Source organism: Sphingomonas sp. MM-1, assembly GCF_000347675.2.
Lineage (GTDB): Bacteria > Pseudomonadota > Alphaproteobacteria > Sphingomonadales > Sphingomonadaceae > Sphingomonas_E > Sphingomonas_E fennica.
Genome location: NC_020561.1, coordinates 2245024 through 2263645, shown reverse-complemented (window position 1 = coordinate 2263645; position 18622 = coordinate 2245024). Strand labels below are relative to the sequence as shown.

The window sequence follows — 18622 nt, the reverse complement described above, 5'->3', positions numbered from 1 at the left end:
ACGGATATTTCCGCACGGCACTTCTTTGTGGCGCAGCGACTTCGACATTATTGATGGCGCCACCTCCCGCGACGGCCCAGTCGGCCGATCCCATCATCAACAGTTGGGTGGGCGGCACCAGCAGCGACATCACCGTGCGCGAGAATTGGCAGAACGGGAACAACTATCCCGACGCTTTCGACGGACGCGTCGTCATCAACACGACTCCCGCCAACAGCGCGACCTGGACCATCAAGGAGGAATCCTGGGTGGAGAATCCTGCCTGGCCCAATTGGAACAGCAGCAATTATTGGGAGGTGGGGTCGCTCGAGATCGGTTCGGGGCTGGGCGGCAACGGCACGTTCACCGTCCGCATGGACGAAAACAGCGCGGACGAATATTATTCGGAAGCATCGATATCGAGCCCCAATGCCCTGCAAGTCGGGATCAATCAGGGTGTCGGCACGCTCAATCTCAATCTGCGGCCCGCCGGAACCGCAGCTGAGGGCATAGCGCTGCGTGCTGGCGGCTGGTCCGGCACGGCAGGCCTGATCGTCGGCGACAATTTCGGCACAGGTACCGTCAACATATTGGGTCGCGGCAAGAAGGTTGAAAGCCAGAGCGACTATGGGAATGAGGCGGGATCGCTCCGCATTTACAGCGCCGTCAACTATGTGGGCCGCAACGACGGGACAGGCACGATCACGATCGATGATGCCGGCTTCGCGACCGAGAACCATGGCGACGGCGCGGCGGCCGGCCTGCAGGTGGGGACGCTTCGCGGAACCGGCACGATCAACGTGCTCAACGGCGGCAAGCTTGCCGCCAGTATGGGATCGTCCTCGACGGGCGGCGCGACGATCATCGGTGCCAGCGGCGGTACGGGCACCATCGAGATTTCCGGTTTCAACACCGATACCAACCATGCCAGCACCGGCACGTTCAAGAACGGCATGAGCGTTGGTGTGCTCGCGGGCGGCAGGGGCACGTTCAACGTCCTAGCCGGCGGCAAGGCCCTCAACTATCAAGACGATTATGCGCTTTGCTCCACGGGCACCTGCGCCGATCCCGACCCCATCCGGTTGGGCGTCGCCGGCGGCACCGGCGATGCCACCGTTTCCGGTGCCGGATCCATCTGGAACGTAGCCGGAGGCATCCGGGAGCATGACGATGATCCGCCGATCCTGGAAAGCCACGGCATTGGCCAGTTACATGTCGGCGTATCCGGTACGGGATCACTGACGATCGCGGACGGCGGCACCGTCCGGATCGGTTCCGGGACGATCGCGCGGGTCGAGTCACCCGATGGCGGCCATTATTTCCACTTGTCCGACGACTTCGTATCGGTCGGCACGCTTACCCTCGGCGTGGAAGCCGGCGGCAACGGCACGCTAAATATCGGCGCGGCCACCGGCAGCGCGGCCACGGCGCCGGGCACATTGCAGGCGGGCAAGGTGCAGTTCGGCGCCGGCACCGGCACCGGCACGGTGGCGCTGAACCACAGCGACACCACGGGCAATTATGCGTTCGAGACTCCGCTGGTGGGCAACGGCACGCTGGCCAGCTATGCCGGCACCACGGTGCTGCGGGTGCGGACGGCCAATCCCGATGCGCCGGCAGGCACGCCCAACGACAATAGCGGCTTCACCGGCACCACCGAGGTGCATGGCGGCCAGCTGAACCTGAATTACAACCTGGCCCTCGGCACCAGCGCCGTGCATGCGATCGGCACGGGCGGCGCGCTCGCTTATGCGAACGGCATCACCGTCGCCAATGCCGCTTCGATCGACAGCGGCGCGGCGCTGAACATCATCTCCGATGGCACGGCCACCCAATCGGGCGCGGTTAGCGGCGCCGGCACGCTGGCGAAGAGCGGGACGGGCCGGCTGAACCTGACCGCAAACAGCGATGCCTTCACCGGCGATACCCATGTCGTGGCCGGCACGCTGGCGCTGACCGGCGCGGGCAGCCTGGCGGGAAGCCGGGTCGTCGCGGACGGGACCTTCGATGTCTCGGCCGTCGCCAACCGATCGATCCGGTCGCTCGCGGGCAGCGGCACCGTCGCGCTCGCCAACCAGACGCTGACGCTCTCCAACGCCGCCGACACCTATGCCGGCGTCTTCACCGGCAGCGGCACGCTTGCCGTCACGGCCGGATCGGAAACGCTGACGGGCAACAGCTCCGCCTTCACCGGCTCCACGACGGTCAATGGCGGCAGCCTGTGGGTGAACGGCACGCTGGGCAGCAACGCCACCGTTATATCGACCGTCGCCAGCGGCGCCCAACTGGGCGGCATGGGCAGGCTGGGCAGCAGCGTCACCGTCAGCGGCACGCTGACGCCGGGCGCGGATGCGAATTCGGTCGGCACGTTCGCCATCGGCGGCAATCTCAACCTCACGCAGAGCGCGATCCTCGATTTCCAGTTCGGCACCCCGAACGTGCCCGAAGGCGGGCTGAACGACCTGATCAATGTCGACGGCAATCTTGTGCTCGACGGCACGATCAACGTCGCGCTCAGCCCCAACGGCACTTTCGGCCCCGGTATCTATCGCATCATCAATTATGCCGGCACCCTGAGCGACAACGGGCTCGTCGTCGGCGATCTGCCGCGCACGCCGGACGTGACCGTGCAGACATCGATCGACAAGCAGGTGAATCTCGTCTTCCCTTCCCCCAACCTGGATTTCTGGGATGGCGGCGGCACGGCGGGCGACGGCCAGATCACGGGTGGCAGCGGCACCTGGCAGGCGGGGGCGGGCAACACCAACTGGACGGACGTGTCGGGCACGCCGGTGGCCCATTATCTGGACGGCGGCTTTGCGATATTCGGCGGCACCGCCGGCACCGTGACGATCGACAACGGCCCGGGCGCCGTAACCGCATCCGGCATGCAATTCGCGGCCAGCGACTATGTGATCACGGGCGATCCGCTGACCCTTGTGGGTCCGCAGGCCACCATCCGCGTCGGCGACGGGACGAGCGGTTCCGCCGCGACGACCGCCACGATCGCATCGCAGGTCACCGGCGCTTCGCAACTGGTGAAGGATGATGGCGGCACACTGATCCTGACCGGCGCGAACAGCTATGCGGGCGGCACCCGCATCAATGCGGGCACGTTGCAGATCGCCAGTGACGGCAATCTGGGCGCGGCAGGCACCGCCGTCACCTTCGCGGAAGGCGGCACGCTGCGCACCACAAGCAGTTTCGCCACCGCGCGCGGGCTGACGATGGAGGGCACCGGCACGCTGCTGACCGATCCCGGCACGACGCTGACGCTGAGCGGGACCATCGCGGGCGCGGGCGGCGTGGCGAAGCGGGGCGCCGGCACGCTGGTGCTGGCCGGCACCAACAGCTATGCCGGCGGCACGCGGTTCGGCGCGGGCCTTACCCAGATATCCGCCGATGCCAATCTGGGCGCCGCCACCGGGGCGATGACCTTCAGCGGCGGCACCTTGCAGACGACGGCGAGCTTCACGTCCAACCGCACGTCGACGCTGGAGACCACCGGCACGATCGTCACCGATCCCGGCACCACCTTCACGCTGGGCGGCGTCATTTCGGGCGCGGGCGCCCTGATCAAGCAGGGCACCGGCACGCTGCAACTGGCGGGCAACAGCAGCTATACCGGCGGCACCCGCCTGCAGGCCGGCACGATCGCCATCGCCAACACCGTGGCGCTGGGCGCCGGCACCAGCGTGCTCACCTTCGAGGGCGGCACCCTGCAGACGCTCACCAGCTTCGGCACCGGCCGGAACATGGTGTTCCAGTCGAACGGCCTGTTCCTGGTCGATCCCAATACCGTCTTCACCATGAGCGGGGTCGCCTCCGGCCCGGGCGCGCTGGTGAAACAGGGCGCCGGCACGATGGCGCTGACCGGCGCCAACACCTATGGCGGCGGCACGCGGATCGAAGCCGGCACGCTGCAGGTATCGAGCGACGCCAATCTGGGCGATGCGGCGGGCGCCATCACGCTGGCCGGCGGCACGCTGCAGAACACCGCCAGCTTCACCTCCACCCGCAATCTGGCGGTGGAGACGAGCGGCACGCTGCTGACCGATCCCGGCACGGTGCTGACACTGGGTGGCGTGGTATCGGGCGCGGGCGCGCTCACCACCGCCGGCACCGGTGATCTGGTGCTGACCGGCAACAGCGCGGGCTTTGCCGGCACAACCAACGTGGCCGCCGGCGCGATGTGGGTGAACGGCAGCCTCGGCGGCGACATCACCGTTGCCAGCGGCGCACGGCTGGGCGGCGAAGGCCGGGCGGGCGGCAACGTAACCGTCGCCGACGGCGGCACGCTGACACCCGGCGCGGCCGCGGCTTCCGTTGGCACGCTGGGCATCGGCGGCAATCTTTCGCTCGCGTCCGGCGCGGCGCTCGACTTCCAGTTCGGGCGCGCCGACTCCCCCGGCGGCCCCGAAAACGACCTGATCGAGGTCAACGGCGATCTCGTCCTCGATGGCCGGATCAACGTTGCCGTCGCCCCCGGCGGGACGTTCGATCCCGGCCTCTATCGCATCATCGATTATGGCGGCACGCTCAACGACAACGGCCTCGACATCGGCACCGCACCTTCCGCCACCGGCCTTTCGGTGCAGACGTCGATCCCCAATCAGGTGAACCTGATCTATGCCGGCGATCTCGTCCTCAATTACTGGGACGGCAACGGCCCGCATGGCGACGGCACGATCAACGGCGGCACCGGCACCTGGCAGGCATCGGGCGGCAACACCAACTGGACCGACGCCAACGGCACCGACATCGCGCCCTTCGCGGATGCGGCCTTCGCCATCTTCATGGGACAGGGCGGCACGGTGACGGTGGACAACGGCCCTGGCGCCGTCACCACATCGGGCATGCAGTTCGCGGCGGACGGCTATGTCGTCACCGGCGGGACCCTTACGCTAACGGGCACGCAGGCGGTGGTCCGCGTGGGCGAAGGCACCACCCGCGCGACCGGCTTCACCGCCGTGATCGATGCGCCGATCACCGGATCGTCCGAACTGGTGAAGGCCGATGGCGGCACGCTGATCCTGGCCGGCGCCAACAGCTATACGGGCGGCACCCGCATCCGCGCCGGCACGCTGCAGGTGGTGAATGACGGCAATCTGGGCGCGGCATCCGGCGCGATCACCTTCGAAGGGGGCACGCTGGGCACCGGCGCCTCCTTCGCCAGCGGCCGCGCGGTCAACCTTGTTGGCACCGGCACCGTCGACACCGCCGGCAGCACCACCCTTACGCTCAACGGCGCGGTTTCGGGTGCCGGCGGGCTGGTGAAGGCCGGCGGCGGCACCCTCGTCCTCACCGGCGCCAACAGCTATGCCGGCGGCACCCGCTTCACCGGCGGCGTCACCCAGGTCGCCAGCGACGCCAATCTCGGCGCGGCCGCGGGCGGCCTCACCTTCAGCGGCGGCACGTTGCAGACGACGGGGAGCTTCACCGCCAATCGCGCGGCAACGTTCGATACCGCCGGCACGATTATCACCGATCCCGGCACGAGCCTGACGCTCGGCGGCGCCGTTTCGGGCGCGGGCGCGATCACCAAGGCAGGGGCCGGCACGCTCGCCTTCACCGGCAACGGCGCGGCGCATGGCGGCGGCGTCAACGTCACGGCGGGCACGCTGCTGGTGAACAGCACGCTCGGCGGCAATGCGGCCGCCAACTCCACCGTCGCCAGCGGCGCGGTGCTGGGCGGCAACGGCACGCTCGGCGGCAATCTCTCGGTCGCGGACGGCGGCACGCTGCGGCCGGGCGCGGATGCCGGGTCCGCCGGCACGCTGGCCATCACCGGCAACCTCACCCTGGCCGGCGGATCGCGGCTCGATTATAATCTCGGCCAGCCGGGCACGGTGGGCGGCGCGTTCAACGATCTCATCAACGTCGCCGGCAACCTCACGCTCGACGGCACAATCGACGTCACCGCCACCGGCAATTTCGGCCCCGGCATCTACCGGCTGATCAACTATCAGGGCATGCTGACGGACAACGGCCTCGATCTCGGCACCGTCCCGCCGGCCGACCTGACGGTGCAGACATCGGTCGCCAACCAGGTGAACCTGATCTACGCCGCCGGGCCGCTCAGCTTCGATTATTGGGACGGCACCGGCCCCAAGAATAACGGCGTGGTCGATGGCGGCAGCGGCCTGTGGCAAACATCCCGCGGCAACGACAACTGGACCGGATCGGACGGTGCCGTCAACGCGGCCTATGGCGACGACAGCTTCGCCATCTTCGCCGGCACGGGCGGCACCGTCACGGTCGATCGCAGCCAGGGCAACGTCACCGCCGCCGGCATGCAGTTCGCGGCGGACGGCTATACGATCGACGGCGCGCCGCTGATCCTGGTCGGCCCGCAATCGACGATCCGTGTGGGCGACGGCACCGCCGCCGGCGCCGGATTCACCGCTACCATCGCCACCGAGCTTACCGGCAACACGCAATTGGTGAAGACGGACGGCGGCACGCTCGTCCTCTCCGGCGCCAATACCTATACCGGCGGCACCCTGCTGCAGGGCGGCACGGTTCGCATCTCCAACGCCAGCAATCTCGGCGCGTCGTCCGGCGCGCTGAGCTTCGACGGCGGCACGCTGCAGACGACGGCAAGCTTCACCTCCGTCCGCGCGGTGAACGTGCTGAGCGCGGGCACCTACCTTACCGACGCCGATACCACGCTGACCGTCAACGGCCCGATCAGCGGGGCGGGCACGCTCACCAAGGCGGGCGCCGGCACCCTTCTGGTGGCGACGGGCGGCACATTCTCCGGCCAGACGCGGGTCACGGCCGGCACGCTCGACGTGATCGGCGATCTCGGCAGCTCGGCGATGCTCGTCCAGAATGGCGGCACGCTTTCCGGCCGCGGCCGGGTGGGTGCCACAACGGTGGAAAGCGGCGGCATCATCACCCCTTCGGGCGCCACCGGCACGCTCACCGTCAACGGTGCCTACAACCAGGCATCGGGCGGCATCTATCGCGCCGCGCTGGATCCGCTGTCGAATACGTCGGACGTGATCGCCGTCACCGGCGCGGCGACGCTCGCCTCGGGCGCCAAGCTGGACGTGGTGAAGAGCCAGGAGGGCGCCTATCAGGTCGGCACGCGCTACACCGTCCTCACCGCCACCGGCGGGCTTTCCGGCACGTTCGACGTGTCGGGCGATACGGCGCTGTCCGCCTTCCTGGGGCTGGCGGACGAATATGACGCCAACAACGCCTATCTGACGGTGGAACAGACCCGCGCGCTCAACGAGGCGGCCTGCGGATCGCGCAATCAGCTCGCCGTGGCCGGCGGGGCCGATTCGCGGCCGAACAACAGCCCGCTGAAGGGCGCGCTGCTGATGTCGCCGGACGATGCCAGCGCCTGCAAAGCCTTTGGCCAGCTGACGGGCGAGATTCACGCCTCGGTGCGTACCGGAATGCTGGACGACAGCCGCTTCCTGCGCGAGGCGGTGGGCAAGCGGCTGGCGACGGCCGGGCTGGGCGACGATCCCAACGCCGTCGGCAAGGGCCTGTGGCTCCAGGTCTTCGGTTCGTGGGGCCACCATTCGGGCGACGGCACCGCATCGCGGCTGAAGCGGGATATCAAGGGCGTGTTCCTGGGCGCCGACATGGACCTCGGCTCCAGCTGGCGGGCCGGCATCGTCGGCGGCTACAGCCACGCCAAATATCGCGTGAACGATTATGTATCGGGCACCAAGGACAAGGCCTACCATGTCGGCGCCTATGCCGGCGGCGATTACGGCCAGTTCCAGCTTCAGGCCGGCGCGGCCTATAGCTGGCACAATCTGAAGGCCAACCGCTCGGTCGCCTTCGACGGCTTCTCGGATGCGCTGTCCGCCGATTATGACGGATCGACCGTGCAGGTGTTCGGCGAGGCATCCTACAGCCTGATCTATGGCGGCATCACGCTGAAGCCCTTCCTCAACGCCGCTTATGTCCACCTCCATACCGACAGCTTCGCCGAACGCGGTGGGGAAGCGGCGCTGCGCGTCAACAAGGACAATATGGACACGGTGTTCACCACGCTGGGCGGCCGCGCCACATACGATATCGCGGTGGGCGACGGGGACAGCGTGCAGCTGAACGGCATGCTGGGCTGGCGCCACGCCTTCTGGGATGCCCGGCCTTATTCGGACGCGTCCTTCCTGGCGGGCAGCACGCCCTTCTCGATCCAGGGCGTGCCGGTCGCGCGCGATGCCGCCGCGATCGAGGCCGGCGCCCACTACGACATCACCCCCGAATTCGGGATCGGCGCCACCTATTCGGGCCAGATCGGCGGGGATTATTCGGATCATGGCGGGAAGATCTATGTCAACTGGCGCTTCTGAGGCCCTTGCCCGGCCCGATACCCCCTCGGCCGGGCCGCGCGGCGCCCCCGTCCATATCGAAACCAACGGCTATGTGTTGCGCAGCCTTTCACCGGCGGACGTGACGCCCCGTTTCGCCGCCTGGCTGAACGATGCGCCGCTGCGCGACGGGCTCAACCTGCCGCCGCTCGATTTCTCGCTGGAACGGCTGCGCGCCTTCGTCGCCAGCTTCAACGACCTCCACCATTATTTCGTGGGGATATTCGATCGGGACCAGGGTGCGCTGGCGGGTTTCTACACGCTCGACGTCGACCTGAACCACAAGGTGGGCAACATCACCACCGGCCTCGACCCGGCTTTTGCCGATCGTCCGGTGCAGGCGGCGACGATCGATGCCTTCCTGGACCATATGTTCGCGTTCCGCGATGTCGACAAGATCATCGCCCGCGTGCTCGCCGGCAATCGGGCGATGGTGGAGAAGCTCGACGCCAGCCCGCGTTTTCATTTCGAGGCGCGGCTGCGGCAGGAATGCCTGACGGCCAGCGGCGAACGGCTGGACCTGATGCTGTTCGCCGCCTTCCGCACCGAACCGAAGGAAGACGGCACCGCCCTGTGACGCCGACGGCCAACGCCTCCCTGCCGCTGCGCCTCGGCGATTTCCCGGGCCTTGTCGAGGCGCTGGATTATGCCGCGCGCGGCGAAACCGGGGTCAATTTCTTCGACGGGCGCGGCAATCCCGCCGGCAGCATGGGCTATGCCGCGCTGCGCGATGCCGCCCGCGCCGCCGCTGTGCATCTCGGCCAAGCCGGCCTGCGCGCCGGGGACCGCATCGCGCTGGTCGCCGAGACCGGGCCTGCCTTCCTCGCCATCTTCTACGGCTGCCAATATGCCGGGATCGTCCCCTGCATCCTGCCCCACCGGCTGCAACCCGGCAGCGGCGACGCGCCGGCCATGGAGCTGGCCCGTTTCTTCGCCCGCACCGGCGCCGGGCTGATGTTGGCGCCCGAACGGATGATCGCCATCGTCCAGGCGGCGGTCGGCGCCGGCCGGGCGGCGGCGCTGGAAGCCTTCACGGCGCCGATATCCGCACCGCCGGCGGCCCCCGTTCCCGCCGCCGCGGATCGCCCGGCCTATGTGCAATATTCCTCGGGCTCGACCGCCGATCCGCGCGGCATCCCGATCATGCTGCCGGCGCTGATGGCCAATGTCGCGGCGATCGCATCGGCCGGGCTTCGCCTGCGCAGCGACGATCGCGCTTTCTCCTGGCTGCCGCTCTATCACGACATGGGGCTGGTCGGCTTCTCGATCGTCGCCATGGCAGCCCAGCGCAGCGTCGACTATCTCTCGCCCAACGCCTTCGCGCTCCGCCCCGGCCTGTGGCTGCGGCTGATGTCACAGCAGCGCAGCAATATCGTCTACGCCCCCTCCTTCGCCTGGCGGCTGGCGGCCGAGCGGGCGGGCAGGGAACAGGGCCTCGATCTTTCCGCCCTGCGCGTCGCCGGCATCGGCGGCGACATGGTGCGCGGGCGCGACATGGCGGCCTTCGCATCCGCCTTCGCGTCCGCCGGCTTCGATCCCGCCGCCTTCCAGCCGAGCTATGGCCTGGCCGAGGCGGTGCTGGCGATCAGCATCGCCCAGGCCGGCAGCCCGCCCCGCGAGGATGCGCCCGACGACGCGCAAGGCGAACGCCGCTTCGTCGGCTGCGGCCGGCCATTGCCCGGAATCGCCGTGCGGATCACCGACGATGCCGGCAACGCCCTGCCCGATGGCGCCACAGGCCGCATCCGCGTGGCCGGCGCCAACATCATGCCCGGCTATGACGGCGCGCCGCCGCTTGCGGAGGGCGCGCTGCTCGAAACTGGCGACCTCGGCTTCCTGCGCGACGGCGAGCTTTTCGTCACCGGCCGCGCCAAGGATCTGATCGCGGTGCGCGGCCGCAACATCTGGGCGCAGGACGTGGAATGGGCGGCCGAAACCGTTCCGCCGATCCGCCCCGGCGATACCGCCGCCTTCGGCGTGGACGATGGCGGCGGCGAGACGGTGGTGCTGCTCGTCCAGCGCGCTTCCGCCGATCGCGATGCGCTGCGCGCCCGCATCGGCGAGGCGCTTGCCTCGACCCTCGGCATCACCGCGACGATCGTCTTCGTTCCGCCGCGCGCCCTGCCCTTCACCTCATCGGGCAAGCTCGCCCGCGCCCGCGCCCGCGCGCTCTACCTTACGGGCATCTGGTCCGGCGCCGAAGCCGCGCCGGCCGTGTCCGGCACCGCGCCCGCCTGCCTCAATCCCTGAGCGTCACCCGCACCGGCTGGCCGCCTTCGCGCAGCATCAGCGATTTCCAGTGGAAGCGCGGCGGCGCATCGGATGTCAGGGCGAAATCCGCGCGCTTCAGGAAGGTGGCGACGAAGGCGGCCAGCTCCACCAGCGCGAATTTCTTGCCGCCGCAAACGCGCGGCCCGAAGATGAAGGCGATGTTCGATCCGGCGCTGGCATTGTTGCGATAGCGATCGAGATGCAGCGCCCACGGATCGGGATGCAGCCGGGCATCATGCTGCACGCCGGGGATCGACACGAAGATATTGTCGCCTTCCGCGATCGCATGGTCGCCGATCCGGTCGGGCCCGGTGGCCAGCCGGGTGACGAGCGGGGTGGGCGGATAGAGGCGCAGCGCCTCCGAAACGAAGGCTTCCAGCGGGGCGATCGTCGAAAGATGCGCCCAATCCCGCCGGGGAGATTCCCAGAAAGAGGCCAGCGCATCGCGCAGGCCGCGCTGCACATCGGGATGGCGGGCCAGCAGGTAGCAGGCCCAGCCGATGCCCGATGCCGTCGTCTCCGCGCCGGCGGCGAAGAAGGTCAGCAGCTCATGTTCCAGCATGATATCGTTTTCGGGATCGCGATCGGCCGCCAGCATGCCTTCCAGCATCGCATTGTCCGGCAGCGCGCCTTCGCGGAACAGGCGGAAATCATCGAATATCTCGCGCCGCAGGCGGGGCAGCGCCGCCAGGTGGCGATGGTTCAATGCGCTGGTGTCGACGGTCGGCGCGAAGGCATATTCGGACCCGAATTCCATCAGCGTCGCCAGCCGATCGATATCCACCCGCGTTTCGGCCAGCGGCACGCCGAAGAAATTCTCGATCAGCACCGATACCGTCATGCGCCGGAGCAGGCTTTCGTCCAGCACCGCATCGCCCGCGGCGCTGCGCCCGGCGAGCCCGCCGACGGCTTCGTCCGCATAGCGGACGGCAAGGCCGTGGGTCCGCTCGCGATCGAACTTGGCGAGATAATGCTGGGTCAGCTCGCGCCGTATCTCCCACGCCTCGCCCACTTCGGAAAAGCGCGACGGCCCCAGCATGTGGCGGAACCAGTGCATGTTCTTGCGATAATTGTCCGCCCGCCGGCGCAGCACATGCTCGGCATCCTCCAGCCGCTGCACCAGCAGCACATCGGCGCCGTTCACCTCCGCCCGGATATTCTCCCCATTATGTTCGCGGGCCATGCGGTAGAGCCAGTTCGCGGCATCGGTATAGGCGCCGCTGAACCGGGGCTGGTTCATTGCGGCCCTCGTTCGAGGATGCGGGCGAGATCGCGCACCGTCCGCATCTCCAGCAGGTCGACGGGATCGACCTCGGCCTTCAGGAAATTCTCCATCTCCACCACGATCAGCGCGAAGTTCAGGCTGTCCACCTCCTGCGCGGCGTTGATCGCGTCGTCGGCGCCGATCTTCTCGATCGGCACGAACAGGCAGCCCGACAGGATCTTCCGCGCCTCATAGAGATAATCCATAGGTCTCTCCCGTCCGTTCCGCCGCGATCCTACCCGTCCTTGTGCGAGGCGAAGATCAGCACGTCGAGCCGCGTGCCATCCGCCGCGCGGCATTCGCGGCGCAGCTTCGCCTCGAACTTGAAGCGCGCGTCGTTCTGGAAATTGAAGATCATGCGCACGTTGCGGGCGAGGATGCGCGCCGTCATCTTCTCCACATCGCGATAGGCGTAGAAATGGTCGAGCAGCGCATCGATCGTCGCCAGCAGCACGCCCCGGCCGTGATAGGCCGTCTCGCCGATGCCGGTGGTGATGTTGCCCACCTTGTGGGTCAGATCCACGTCGATCGTGTAGAAGCCGACGAGCAGGCCGTTCTCGCGATCGAATATGCCGATGAAATGATTGTGCAGGCCATCGAAGCCGGCAACGAACCGCCGCAACCCTTCCAGATCGAAGTTCAGCGCCGCGAGGTTCAGGCCCGCCAGCATGCCCGGCCCGTTCAGCCATTCCACGAAACGCGGCGTCACGTCCGCCGGCGTCAGGCTGCGCAGCACATAGCCGTTGGTTTCGATATGGACGGGCGCGCTTGCGAGGCCGGTGCTGCGGGCGGCGTCTACCACATGGGTCTCCTTGCGCTCGGGGCGGGCCGCTCATCCATGGTCTAGTGGATATGATCCACCAGGCTGCCAGTTGCTATTTCTTCCCAATCCGCGGTGCCAAGTCCACCATTTTCGGGGCGGATTCCCGCCGGCGCTCAGCCGCCGTAGCGCAGCCCGATCCAGAGCGTGCGCGGCGTCGCCCGCTCGATCACGTCGGCGCCCGATATCCCGGCCTCGACCAGCGTGTCCGTCAGGTTCTCGCCGCGCGCCTCGATGCTGAGGCCCCGGGCTACGGGCACGCGCAGCACCGCATCCAGCGTGGTGGCCGCACCCAGCCGGCGGCTGTTCTGATCGTCCTCATACTGGCCGGCGAGATGCCGCACCGTCGCCGATGCCGCCATGCCATCCGGCCGGTTCCATGCCAGCGTCGCGCTCGCCTGGTTGCGCGGCGTCTGCGCGGGGCGCAAGCCATCGAGCGCGGCGGACGGCCCGGAATCGGCGCGCACCTTGGCGTCGATCAGCGTCCACGATCCCGAAAGCTGCCACGGCCCGTGGCGGGCGGCGGCCTCCAGCTCGATCCCCTGCGACCGGATCGCCTCCAGATTCTGCCGCTGCCGCGAATTGGGCGCCAGGGTCACGTTGGCGATGGCATCGTCCAGCCGGTTGTAGAACAGGGTGGCGGAAAGGCGGAATCCCGGCAGCGGCCGATAATCGACGCCCGCATCGACGCCTTTCAGCCGCTCGGGCTTCAGGAGCGGGTTGGCGGCGGTCACGTCCGCGCCGACGCGGAAAGGGCGGTAAAGCTCGTTGAGGCTGGGCAGCCGCCAGCCGAGATAGCCGGCGGAACGCAGCGTCACCGCCTGCGCCGGCCGGAAGGCGATGCCGGCCCGCGCCGTCGGCTCCCATCCCGACCGATCGGCGAAGTCCTGGTCGGTCGCCGCCGCGCCCGTCGCCAGCACGGTCTCGTCAAGATGGCCCTTCTCGATCCGCCAGCGATCGATCCGCGCACCCGCCGTCAGCGTCCAGGCATCGTCCGGGGCGAAGCTCAGGTCGGCAAAGCCGCCGAAGGTGCGCGTCCGCCCGCCCGCGCGGCGCGCCCTGGTCGGCGCGCCGGCCGCGAAGCTGTAAAGCTCCTTCGTCTCGCCGGTGGTCTGGCGCGCGTCGCCGCCCAGCCGCAATTCGACCCCGCCGCCCAGCGGCGGGCGGACCTCGAACCGCGCGCCAAGGCCGGTGGCCGGGACATTATACTGGTCGAGCGAGGGATTCACCGCCGTCCGATCGGCGTTCACGCTGGCGAAGTCGCTGGAAAATTCGCGGAGCTGCAGCCATGTCGCCGCCTCCCAGCCCCAGCGGCCGCGCCCCACCAGCCGCACGCTGGCATCGGCGCCGAGATTGCGGTTGGGGGTGAAATCGGTGCCGCGATCGCGCCGGTCGAGCATGCCCAGCAGATTGGCCTGCAATTCGGTATCGCCGCCCACGGCAAAGGCGGTCCGCGCCGAAAGGCTGGCCTGTTCGTAGAAGGCCGGCCGATCCACCGGGCCGCGCGCGTCCGCGACGATGGGGGTGAAGCCGTCGCCGCGCGCATAGCTGGCCGAAAGCACACCATAGCCGCCGCCCATGGCGCCGCTCACCCCCGCCTCGGCCTCCACGCTGTCGCGGCTGCCATAAGCGATGGCGCCCCAGGCGGGCGCGATCTCGTCTGGCCCGGCGCTCATCAACTCGATCGTGCCGGCCAGCGCGCCCGGCCCGTTGACGCCGCTGCCGCCGCCGCGCGTCACCCGCACCATCCCCAGCCGCGAGGGATCATAGGCGCTCCACGGAATCCAGCCGCCGAAAGGATCGGTCTGCGGCACGCCATCCAGCAGGATCAGCGCGCGCGCCGATGCGTTGCCGCCCAGCCCGCGCAAGGTCGCCCCCTGGCTGGTGGGATGCGCCGAACGCGAATCCGATCGCCGGAACTGCTGGAAGCCGGCGACGTCGCGCAGCACATCCTCCAGCCGCCCGCTGGCCGTGGTCGTCAGCCGGTCGCGCTCGATCACGCTCACGTCATAGGCGGCGAGGCCGGCCGGCGCCTCCAGCCCGGCGCCGGTGACGACGATATCGCGCCCCTCGGCATAAGCGACGGAAGGAAGGGCGAAAGCGGTCAGGATCAGGGCGCGCATGGCCCCTCTATAAACCGCCGCCGACGCACGGGAATCGCTTTGACGTGCGCGATCGCGCCAAATTCCGGCCGGCGGCCTTCAACCTTCCGGCGCGAAGCGATCGGGATGGGCGGCGGCGAAGGCGGGCAGTGCCGCCAGCGCCGCATCGATCCGCACCAGCAGCGGAAAGTCGTCCAGCGCGACTTTGAAGCGCCGGGCATTATACATTTGTGGCACCAGGCAGATGTCGGCGATCCCCGGCGCGGCGCCGCCCAGATAGGGTCGCGCCGCCGTGCCGGCCCCGTCCTGGGCGGCCATCGCCTCCAATGCGGCGAAGCCTTCGCGCACCCAATGGCCGATCCACGCCTCGCGCGCGGGCTCGTCCGCGCCCAGCTCGCCCCCCAGATAGCGCAGCACGCGGACATTGTTGATCGGGTGGATGTCGCACGCCACCACCAGCGCCAGCGCGAGCTGCCGCGCCCGCGCGGCCGGATCGCGCGGCACGAAAGCGGGATCGGGCACGCGCGCGTCGAGATAGTCGATGATCGCCAGGCTCTGGCCGATGCGCATGCCGTCCATCTCCAGCAGCGGCACCAGCCCCTGCGGGTTGATCGCGCGGAAGGCGAGCCCGCGCTGCTCGCCCGCCAGCAGGTTCACCGGCACGCTTTCGAAGGCGATGCCCTTGAGGTTGAGCGCGATGCGAACGCGATAGGCCGCCGACGAGCGATAATAATCGTGGAGGCGGACGGGGTTTCCGTCAGATCCCGGCATACCATTCATAATCGTTGCTGTCCTCCCAATAGCCGCCCCTGCCGCCGCCGATCGCGGCCAGGCCGGCCACCGCCTCGATCCGCTCGACATATTTGGCATGCTTGTAGCCGAGCTGCCGTTCCACCCGAAGCCGGAGCGGCGCGCCATTTTCGATCGGCAGCAGCGCGCCGTTGAGCGCCCAGGCGAGGATCGTCTGGGGATGCAGCGCATCCACCATGTCGATGCTCTCATAATAACGCACCGGCCCGTAATCGTCGGCGCAATGGAAGACGATGTAGCGCGCCCGCGTCGAAACCCCGGCGCCTTCCAGCAGCAGGCGGAGCGGCACGCCGGTCCACCGGCCGATCGCGCTCCACCCTTCCACGCAATCGTGGCGGGTGATCTGGGTGCGCGCGGGAAGGCCGCGTATCTGCGCCATCGACAGCGAAAGCGGCCGCGCCACCAGCCCGTCCACCGCCAGCCGCCAATCGGCAAAGCCCCGCGCCGCATGATCGGCATAGCTTTGCGATCCCGGCCGGCGGGTGCCGTTGGACCGGAACACGGGAGATATGTCCGCCGCGCCGAATTCGCGGGCGAGCGCGGCGCGATCCATCACCAGCCGCTGCGCGCGCATCGTCAGCCCCTCGGCGGCGCGCAGGCCCTCGCGGAAGCCCTCGCTATAGGTCAGCCGGTCGCAGGCGGTGAGCAGCGGTGCCGCGGCGAGCGAGCCGATCAGGCGGCGGCGGGAAAGCCTCATGCCCGTTCCTCCGGCAGGCGATACCAGCCGCCGATCATCGCCCGCAGCTCGCGCACCGGGCCGGCGGCCGCCACCATCGCGAGGTGGACGAGGACGAAGGCCAGGATCAGCATCGCGCAGATGAAATGGACGGACCGGGCGGACTGGCGGCCCGCGAACAGATCGACCAGCCAGGGCCAGGCCGCATCCATCGCCGGCGACATGGCAAGCCCGCTCAGCAGCATCGCCGGCAGCAGGCCGAACAGCACGGCCAGATAGCTGAGCTTCTGGAGGATATTGTATCGCGCCGCCGCTTCCCCCTTCGCCAGCCGCAGCCGGGCATGCGCCATGATGTCCGCCCAGAGATGGCCGGGCGCCAGCTCGCCCCGGCGGGGCAGCAGATCGCGGCTGAGGTGGCCGCGGGCCATGCACCAGGCCGCATAGGCCGCGCCGCCGATCGCGAACGCCCAGGCGAAGGCCAGGTGCCAGCGCCGCGCTGCCGAAAGGCTGTAGCGCGTGGGGATCGTCGCCCAGCCGGGAAAGGCGCGGGTCTGCACCACGCCGTCGCCGTCCGTCCACCGGCCCAGCACGCCCGTGGTTGGCACCATGACGTCACCGATCCGCAATATGCCCTGCGTTGGCGTCGATCCGATCTCCAGCCAGGCATGATCGGCATTGGCGCCATATTCGCCCCAATAGAGGCGGGGATGGGCGTTGAAGATCATCAGGCCGCTCATCAGCATGACGATCACGATCGCCGCATTGGCCCAATGCCATATCCGAGTCGGCCAGCGGTGGCGCAACCGCCATTCGCCCGCCATTCCAGCCGCCGCATCCCGCATCATCGCCTGCTCCCGCGTCCGTGCCCGCGAAAATCTCCTCCCGGGCTTTTACGCTGCGTCATGGCCGGGCGTCGCATATTAGATGGCCCGATCGCCAATTTCCGAACGCCTCGGCGGCTGGACGAACGCTTTCAAGGGGCATAGCGCAGGGAAGAAAAGTCTAGTCAGCGGGAGAGAGAGCGATGGATTTCACCCTTAGCGAGCGCGAGACCCACTGGCGCGACCGGGTGCGCGATTTCATCGAAACCCACGTCCGCCCGCGCGATCCCGAATATCATGAGCAGCAGGAGACCGGCGAGCGCTGGAAGGTGCTGCCGGTGATCGAGGAAGCCAAGGCCAAGGCCAAGGCGGCGGGGCTCTGGAACCTGTTCATGCCGCCCCACAGCGGCCAGCAGCATGTGGACGAAAGCTTCCATTTCGAGGGGCCGGGCCTGTCCAACCTCGAATATGCGCTCTGCGCGGAGGAGATGGGCCGCGTCTATTGGGCGTCGGAGGCGATGAACTGCTCCGCCCCCGATACCGGCAACATGGAGGTGCTGCACCGCTACGGCACCCGCGCCCAGAAGGACCAGTGGCTGAAGCCGCTGATGGACGGCGACATCCGTTCCGCCTTCCTGATGACGGAGCCGGCCGTCGCCTCGTCCGACGCCACCAACATCGAGACGCGGATCGATCGCGACGGCGACCATTATGTCATCAACGGCCGCAAATGGTGGTCGTCGGGCGTGGGCGATCCGCGCTGCAGGATCAACATCGTCATGGGCAAGACCAACCCGGATGCGCCGCGCCATTCGCAACAGTCGATGATCCTGGTGCCGATGGACGCGCCCGGCGTGAAGGTCGTCCGCATGCTGCCCGTCTTCGGTTATGACGACGCCCCCCACGGCCATGCCGAGGTGATCCTCGACAATGTCCGCGTGCCGGTGGAGAATATGCTGCTGGGCGAGGGCCGCGGATTCGAGATCGCGCAAGGCCGCCTCGGGCCGGGCCGTATCCACCATTGCATGCGCACCATCGGCGTGGCGGAGGAAGCCATCGAGAAGATGGCCCGCCGCCTGCTCGGCCGCGTCGCCTTCGGCAAGACGATCGCCGAACAGTCCGTCTGGGAACAGCGCATCGCCGAGGCCCGCATCGATATCGAGATGACGCGGCTGCTCTGCCTCAAGGCCGCCGACATGATGGACAAGGCCGGCAACAAGGCTGCGCAGGCGGAAATCGCGATGATCAAGGTCGCCGGCCCGCGCATGGCGCTGAAGGTGATCGACGATGCGATCCAGGCGCATGGCGGCGGTGGCGTGACCAGCGATTTCGGCCTGGCGCGCGCTTATGCCACGATCCGCACGCTCCGCCTGGCGGACGGGCCGGACGAGGTGCACAACCGCGCGATCGCCCGCCTCGAATTCGGCAAATATCGGGTCTGATCCCTCCCGCGCCGCCGTCATCCTGACGGGCGTCAGGATCCATTGACGGGAAGGCGCGGGGGACCGAGCCTTGGCGGCCAACGATTCCGGCATTCGCG

Annotated in this window: 11 protein-coding genes; 4 read left to right on the top strand and 7 right to left on the bottom strand. The window is 68.6% G+C overall.

Translation table 11 applies throughout. The features are described 5' to 3' along the window. The first annotated feature begins 53 nt into the window (after window positions 1–53). The 3 genes from G432_RS10910 to G432_RS10900 are packed head-to-tail and all read left to right on the top strand — an operon-like array spanning window position 54 to window position 10568. Window positions 54–8300 (top strand): autotransporter-associated beta strand repeat-containing protein, encoded by an 8247-nt coding sequence (locus G432_RS10910; protein ID WP_015458880.1) that lies wholly within the window; start codon window positions 54–56, stop codon window positions 8298–8300. Further along, window positions 8281–8895, top strand: a complete 615-nt coding sequence (locus tag G432_RS10905; protein ID WP_015458879.1) for a GNAT family N-acetyltransferase — start codon at window positions 8281–8283, stop codon at window positions 8893–8895. The genes G432_RS10910 and G432_RS10905 overlap by 20 nt, the downstream gene beginning before the upstream one ends. Further along, on the top strand, window positions 8892–10568 hold the full coding sequence (locus G432_RS10900; RefSeq protein WP_015458878.1) for an AMP-binding protein: 1677 nt from the start codon (window positions 8892–8894) through the stop codon (window positions 10566–10568). Before G432_RS10905 ends, G432_RS10900 begins: the two co-directional genes overlap by 4 nt. On the opposite strand, the gene G432_RS10895 is transcribed toward G432_RS10900, so the two are convergent. From G432_RS10895 to G432_RS10865, 7 genes are all read right to left on the bottom strand, one after another. Next, window positions 10558–11829, bottom strand: coding sequence for a cytochrome P450 (locus tag G432_RS10895; protein WP_015458877.1), 1272 nt, complete (start codon window positions 11827–11829; stop codon window positions 10558–10560). The genes G432_RS10900 and G432_RS10895 overlap by 11 nt on opposite strands. Beyond that, entirely contained in the window at window positions 11826–12059 is a 234-nt protein-coding gene (locus tag G432_RS10890) for an acyl carrier protein (RefSeq protein ID WP_015458876.1), read from the bottom strand. Before G432_RS10890 ends, G432_RS10895 begins: the two co-directional genes overlap by 4 nt. Before the next feature lie 29 nt (window positions 12060–12088). Further along, window positions 12089–12655, bottom strand: coding sequence for a GNAT family N-acetyltransferase (locus G432_RS10885; protein WP_015458875.1), 567 nt, complete (start codon window positions 12653–12655; stop codon window positions 12089–12091). 134 nt (window positions 12656–12789) lie between these two features. Next, window positions 12790–14796, bottom strand: coding sequence for a TonB-dependent receptor (locus G432_RS10880; protein WP_015458874.1), 2007 nt, complete (start codon window positions 14794–14796; stop codon window positions 12790–12792). 78 nt (window positions 14797–14874) lie between these two features. Further along, entirely contained in the window at window positions 14875–15546 is a 672-nt protein-coding gene (gene maiA / locus G432_RS10875) for a maleylacetoacetate isomerase (RefSeq protein ID WP_015458873.1), read from the bottom strand. Next, window positions 15533–16282, bottom strand: a complete 750-nt coding sequence (locus G432_RS10870) for a molybdopterin-binding protein (RefSeq protein ID WP_015458872.1) — start codon at window positions 16280–16282, stop codon at window positions 15533–15535. The genes maiA and G432_RS10870 overlap by 14 nt, the downstream gene beginning before the upstream one ends. Then, the gene (locus G432_RS10865; RefSeq protein ID WP_443024282.1) at window positions 16279–17106 is read right to left on the bottom strand and encodes a cytochrome b/b6 domain-containing protein; all 828 of its coding nucleotides are present in this window, start codon (window positions 17104–17106) and stop codon (window positions 16279–16281) included. The genes G432_RS10870 and G432_RS10865 overlap by 4 nt, the downstream gene beginning before the upstream one ends. A 179-nt stretch (window positions 17107–17285) precedes the next feature. On the opposite strand from G432_RS10865, the gene G432_RS10860 reads away from it, so the two are divergent. After that, window positions 17286–18524: an acyl-CoA dehydrogenase family protein gene (locus G432_RS10860; protein WP_015458870.1), complete on the top strand. Its 1239-nt coding sequence runs from the start codon at window positions 17286–17288 to the stop codon at window positions 18522–18524. Window positions 18525–18622 lie beyond the last annotated feature (98 nt).

Bases quoted from the DNA above. Each gene is read 5' to 3' on its own strand.
- G432_RS10890 (WP_015458876.1), bottom strand. From the start codon at position 12,059: ATGGATTATCTCTATGAGGCGCGGAAGATCCTGTCGGGCTGCCTGTTC.
- G432_RS10895 (WP_015458877.1), bottom strand. From the start codon at position 11,829: ATGAACCAGCCCCGGTTCAGCGGCGCCTATACCGATGCCGCGAACTGG.
- G432_RS10905 (WP_015458879.1), top strand. From the start codon at position 8,281: ATGTCAACTGGCGCTTCTGAGGCCCTTGCCCGGCCCGATACCCCCTCG.
- G432_RS10870 (WP_015458872.1), bottom strand. From the start codon at position 16,282: ATGAGGCTTTCCCGCCGCCGCCTGATCGGCTCGCTCGCCGCGGCACCG.
- G432_RS10910 (WP_015458880.1), top strand. From the start codon at position 54: ATGGCGCCACCTCCCGCGACGGCCCAGTCGGCCGATCCCATCATCAAC.
- G432_RS10860 (WP_015458870.1), top strand. From the start codon at position 17,286: ATGGATTTCACCCTTAGCGAGCGCGAGACCCACTGGCGCGACCGGGTG.
- maiA (WP_015458873.1), bottom strand. From the start codon at position 15,546: ATGCCGGGATCTGACGGAAACCCCGTCCGCCTCCACGATTATTATCGC.
- G432_RS10880 (WP_015458874.1), bottom strand. From the start codon at position 14,796: ATGCGCGCCCTGATCCTGACCGCTTTCGCCCTTCCTTCCGTCGCTTAT.
- G432_RS10865 (WP_443024282.1), bottom strand. From the start codon at position 17,106: ATGATGCGGGATGCGGCGGCTGGAATGGCGGGCGAATGGCGGTTGCGC.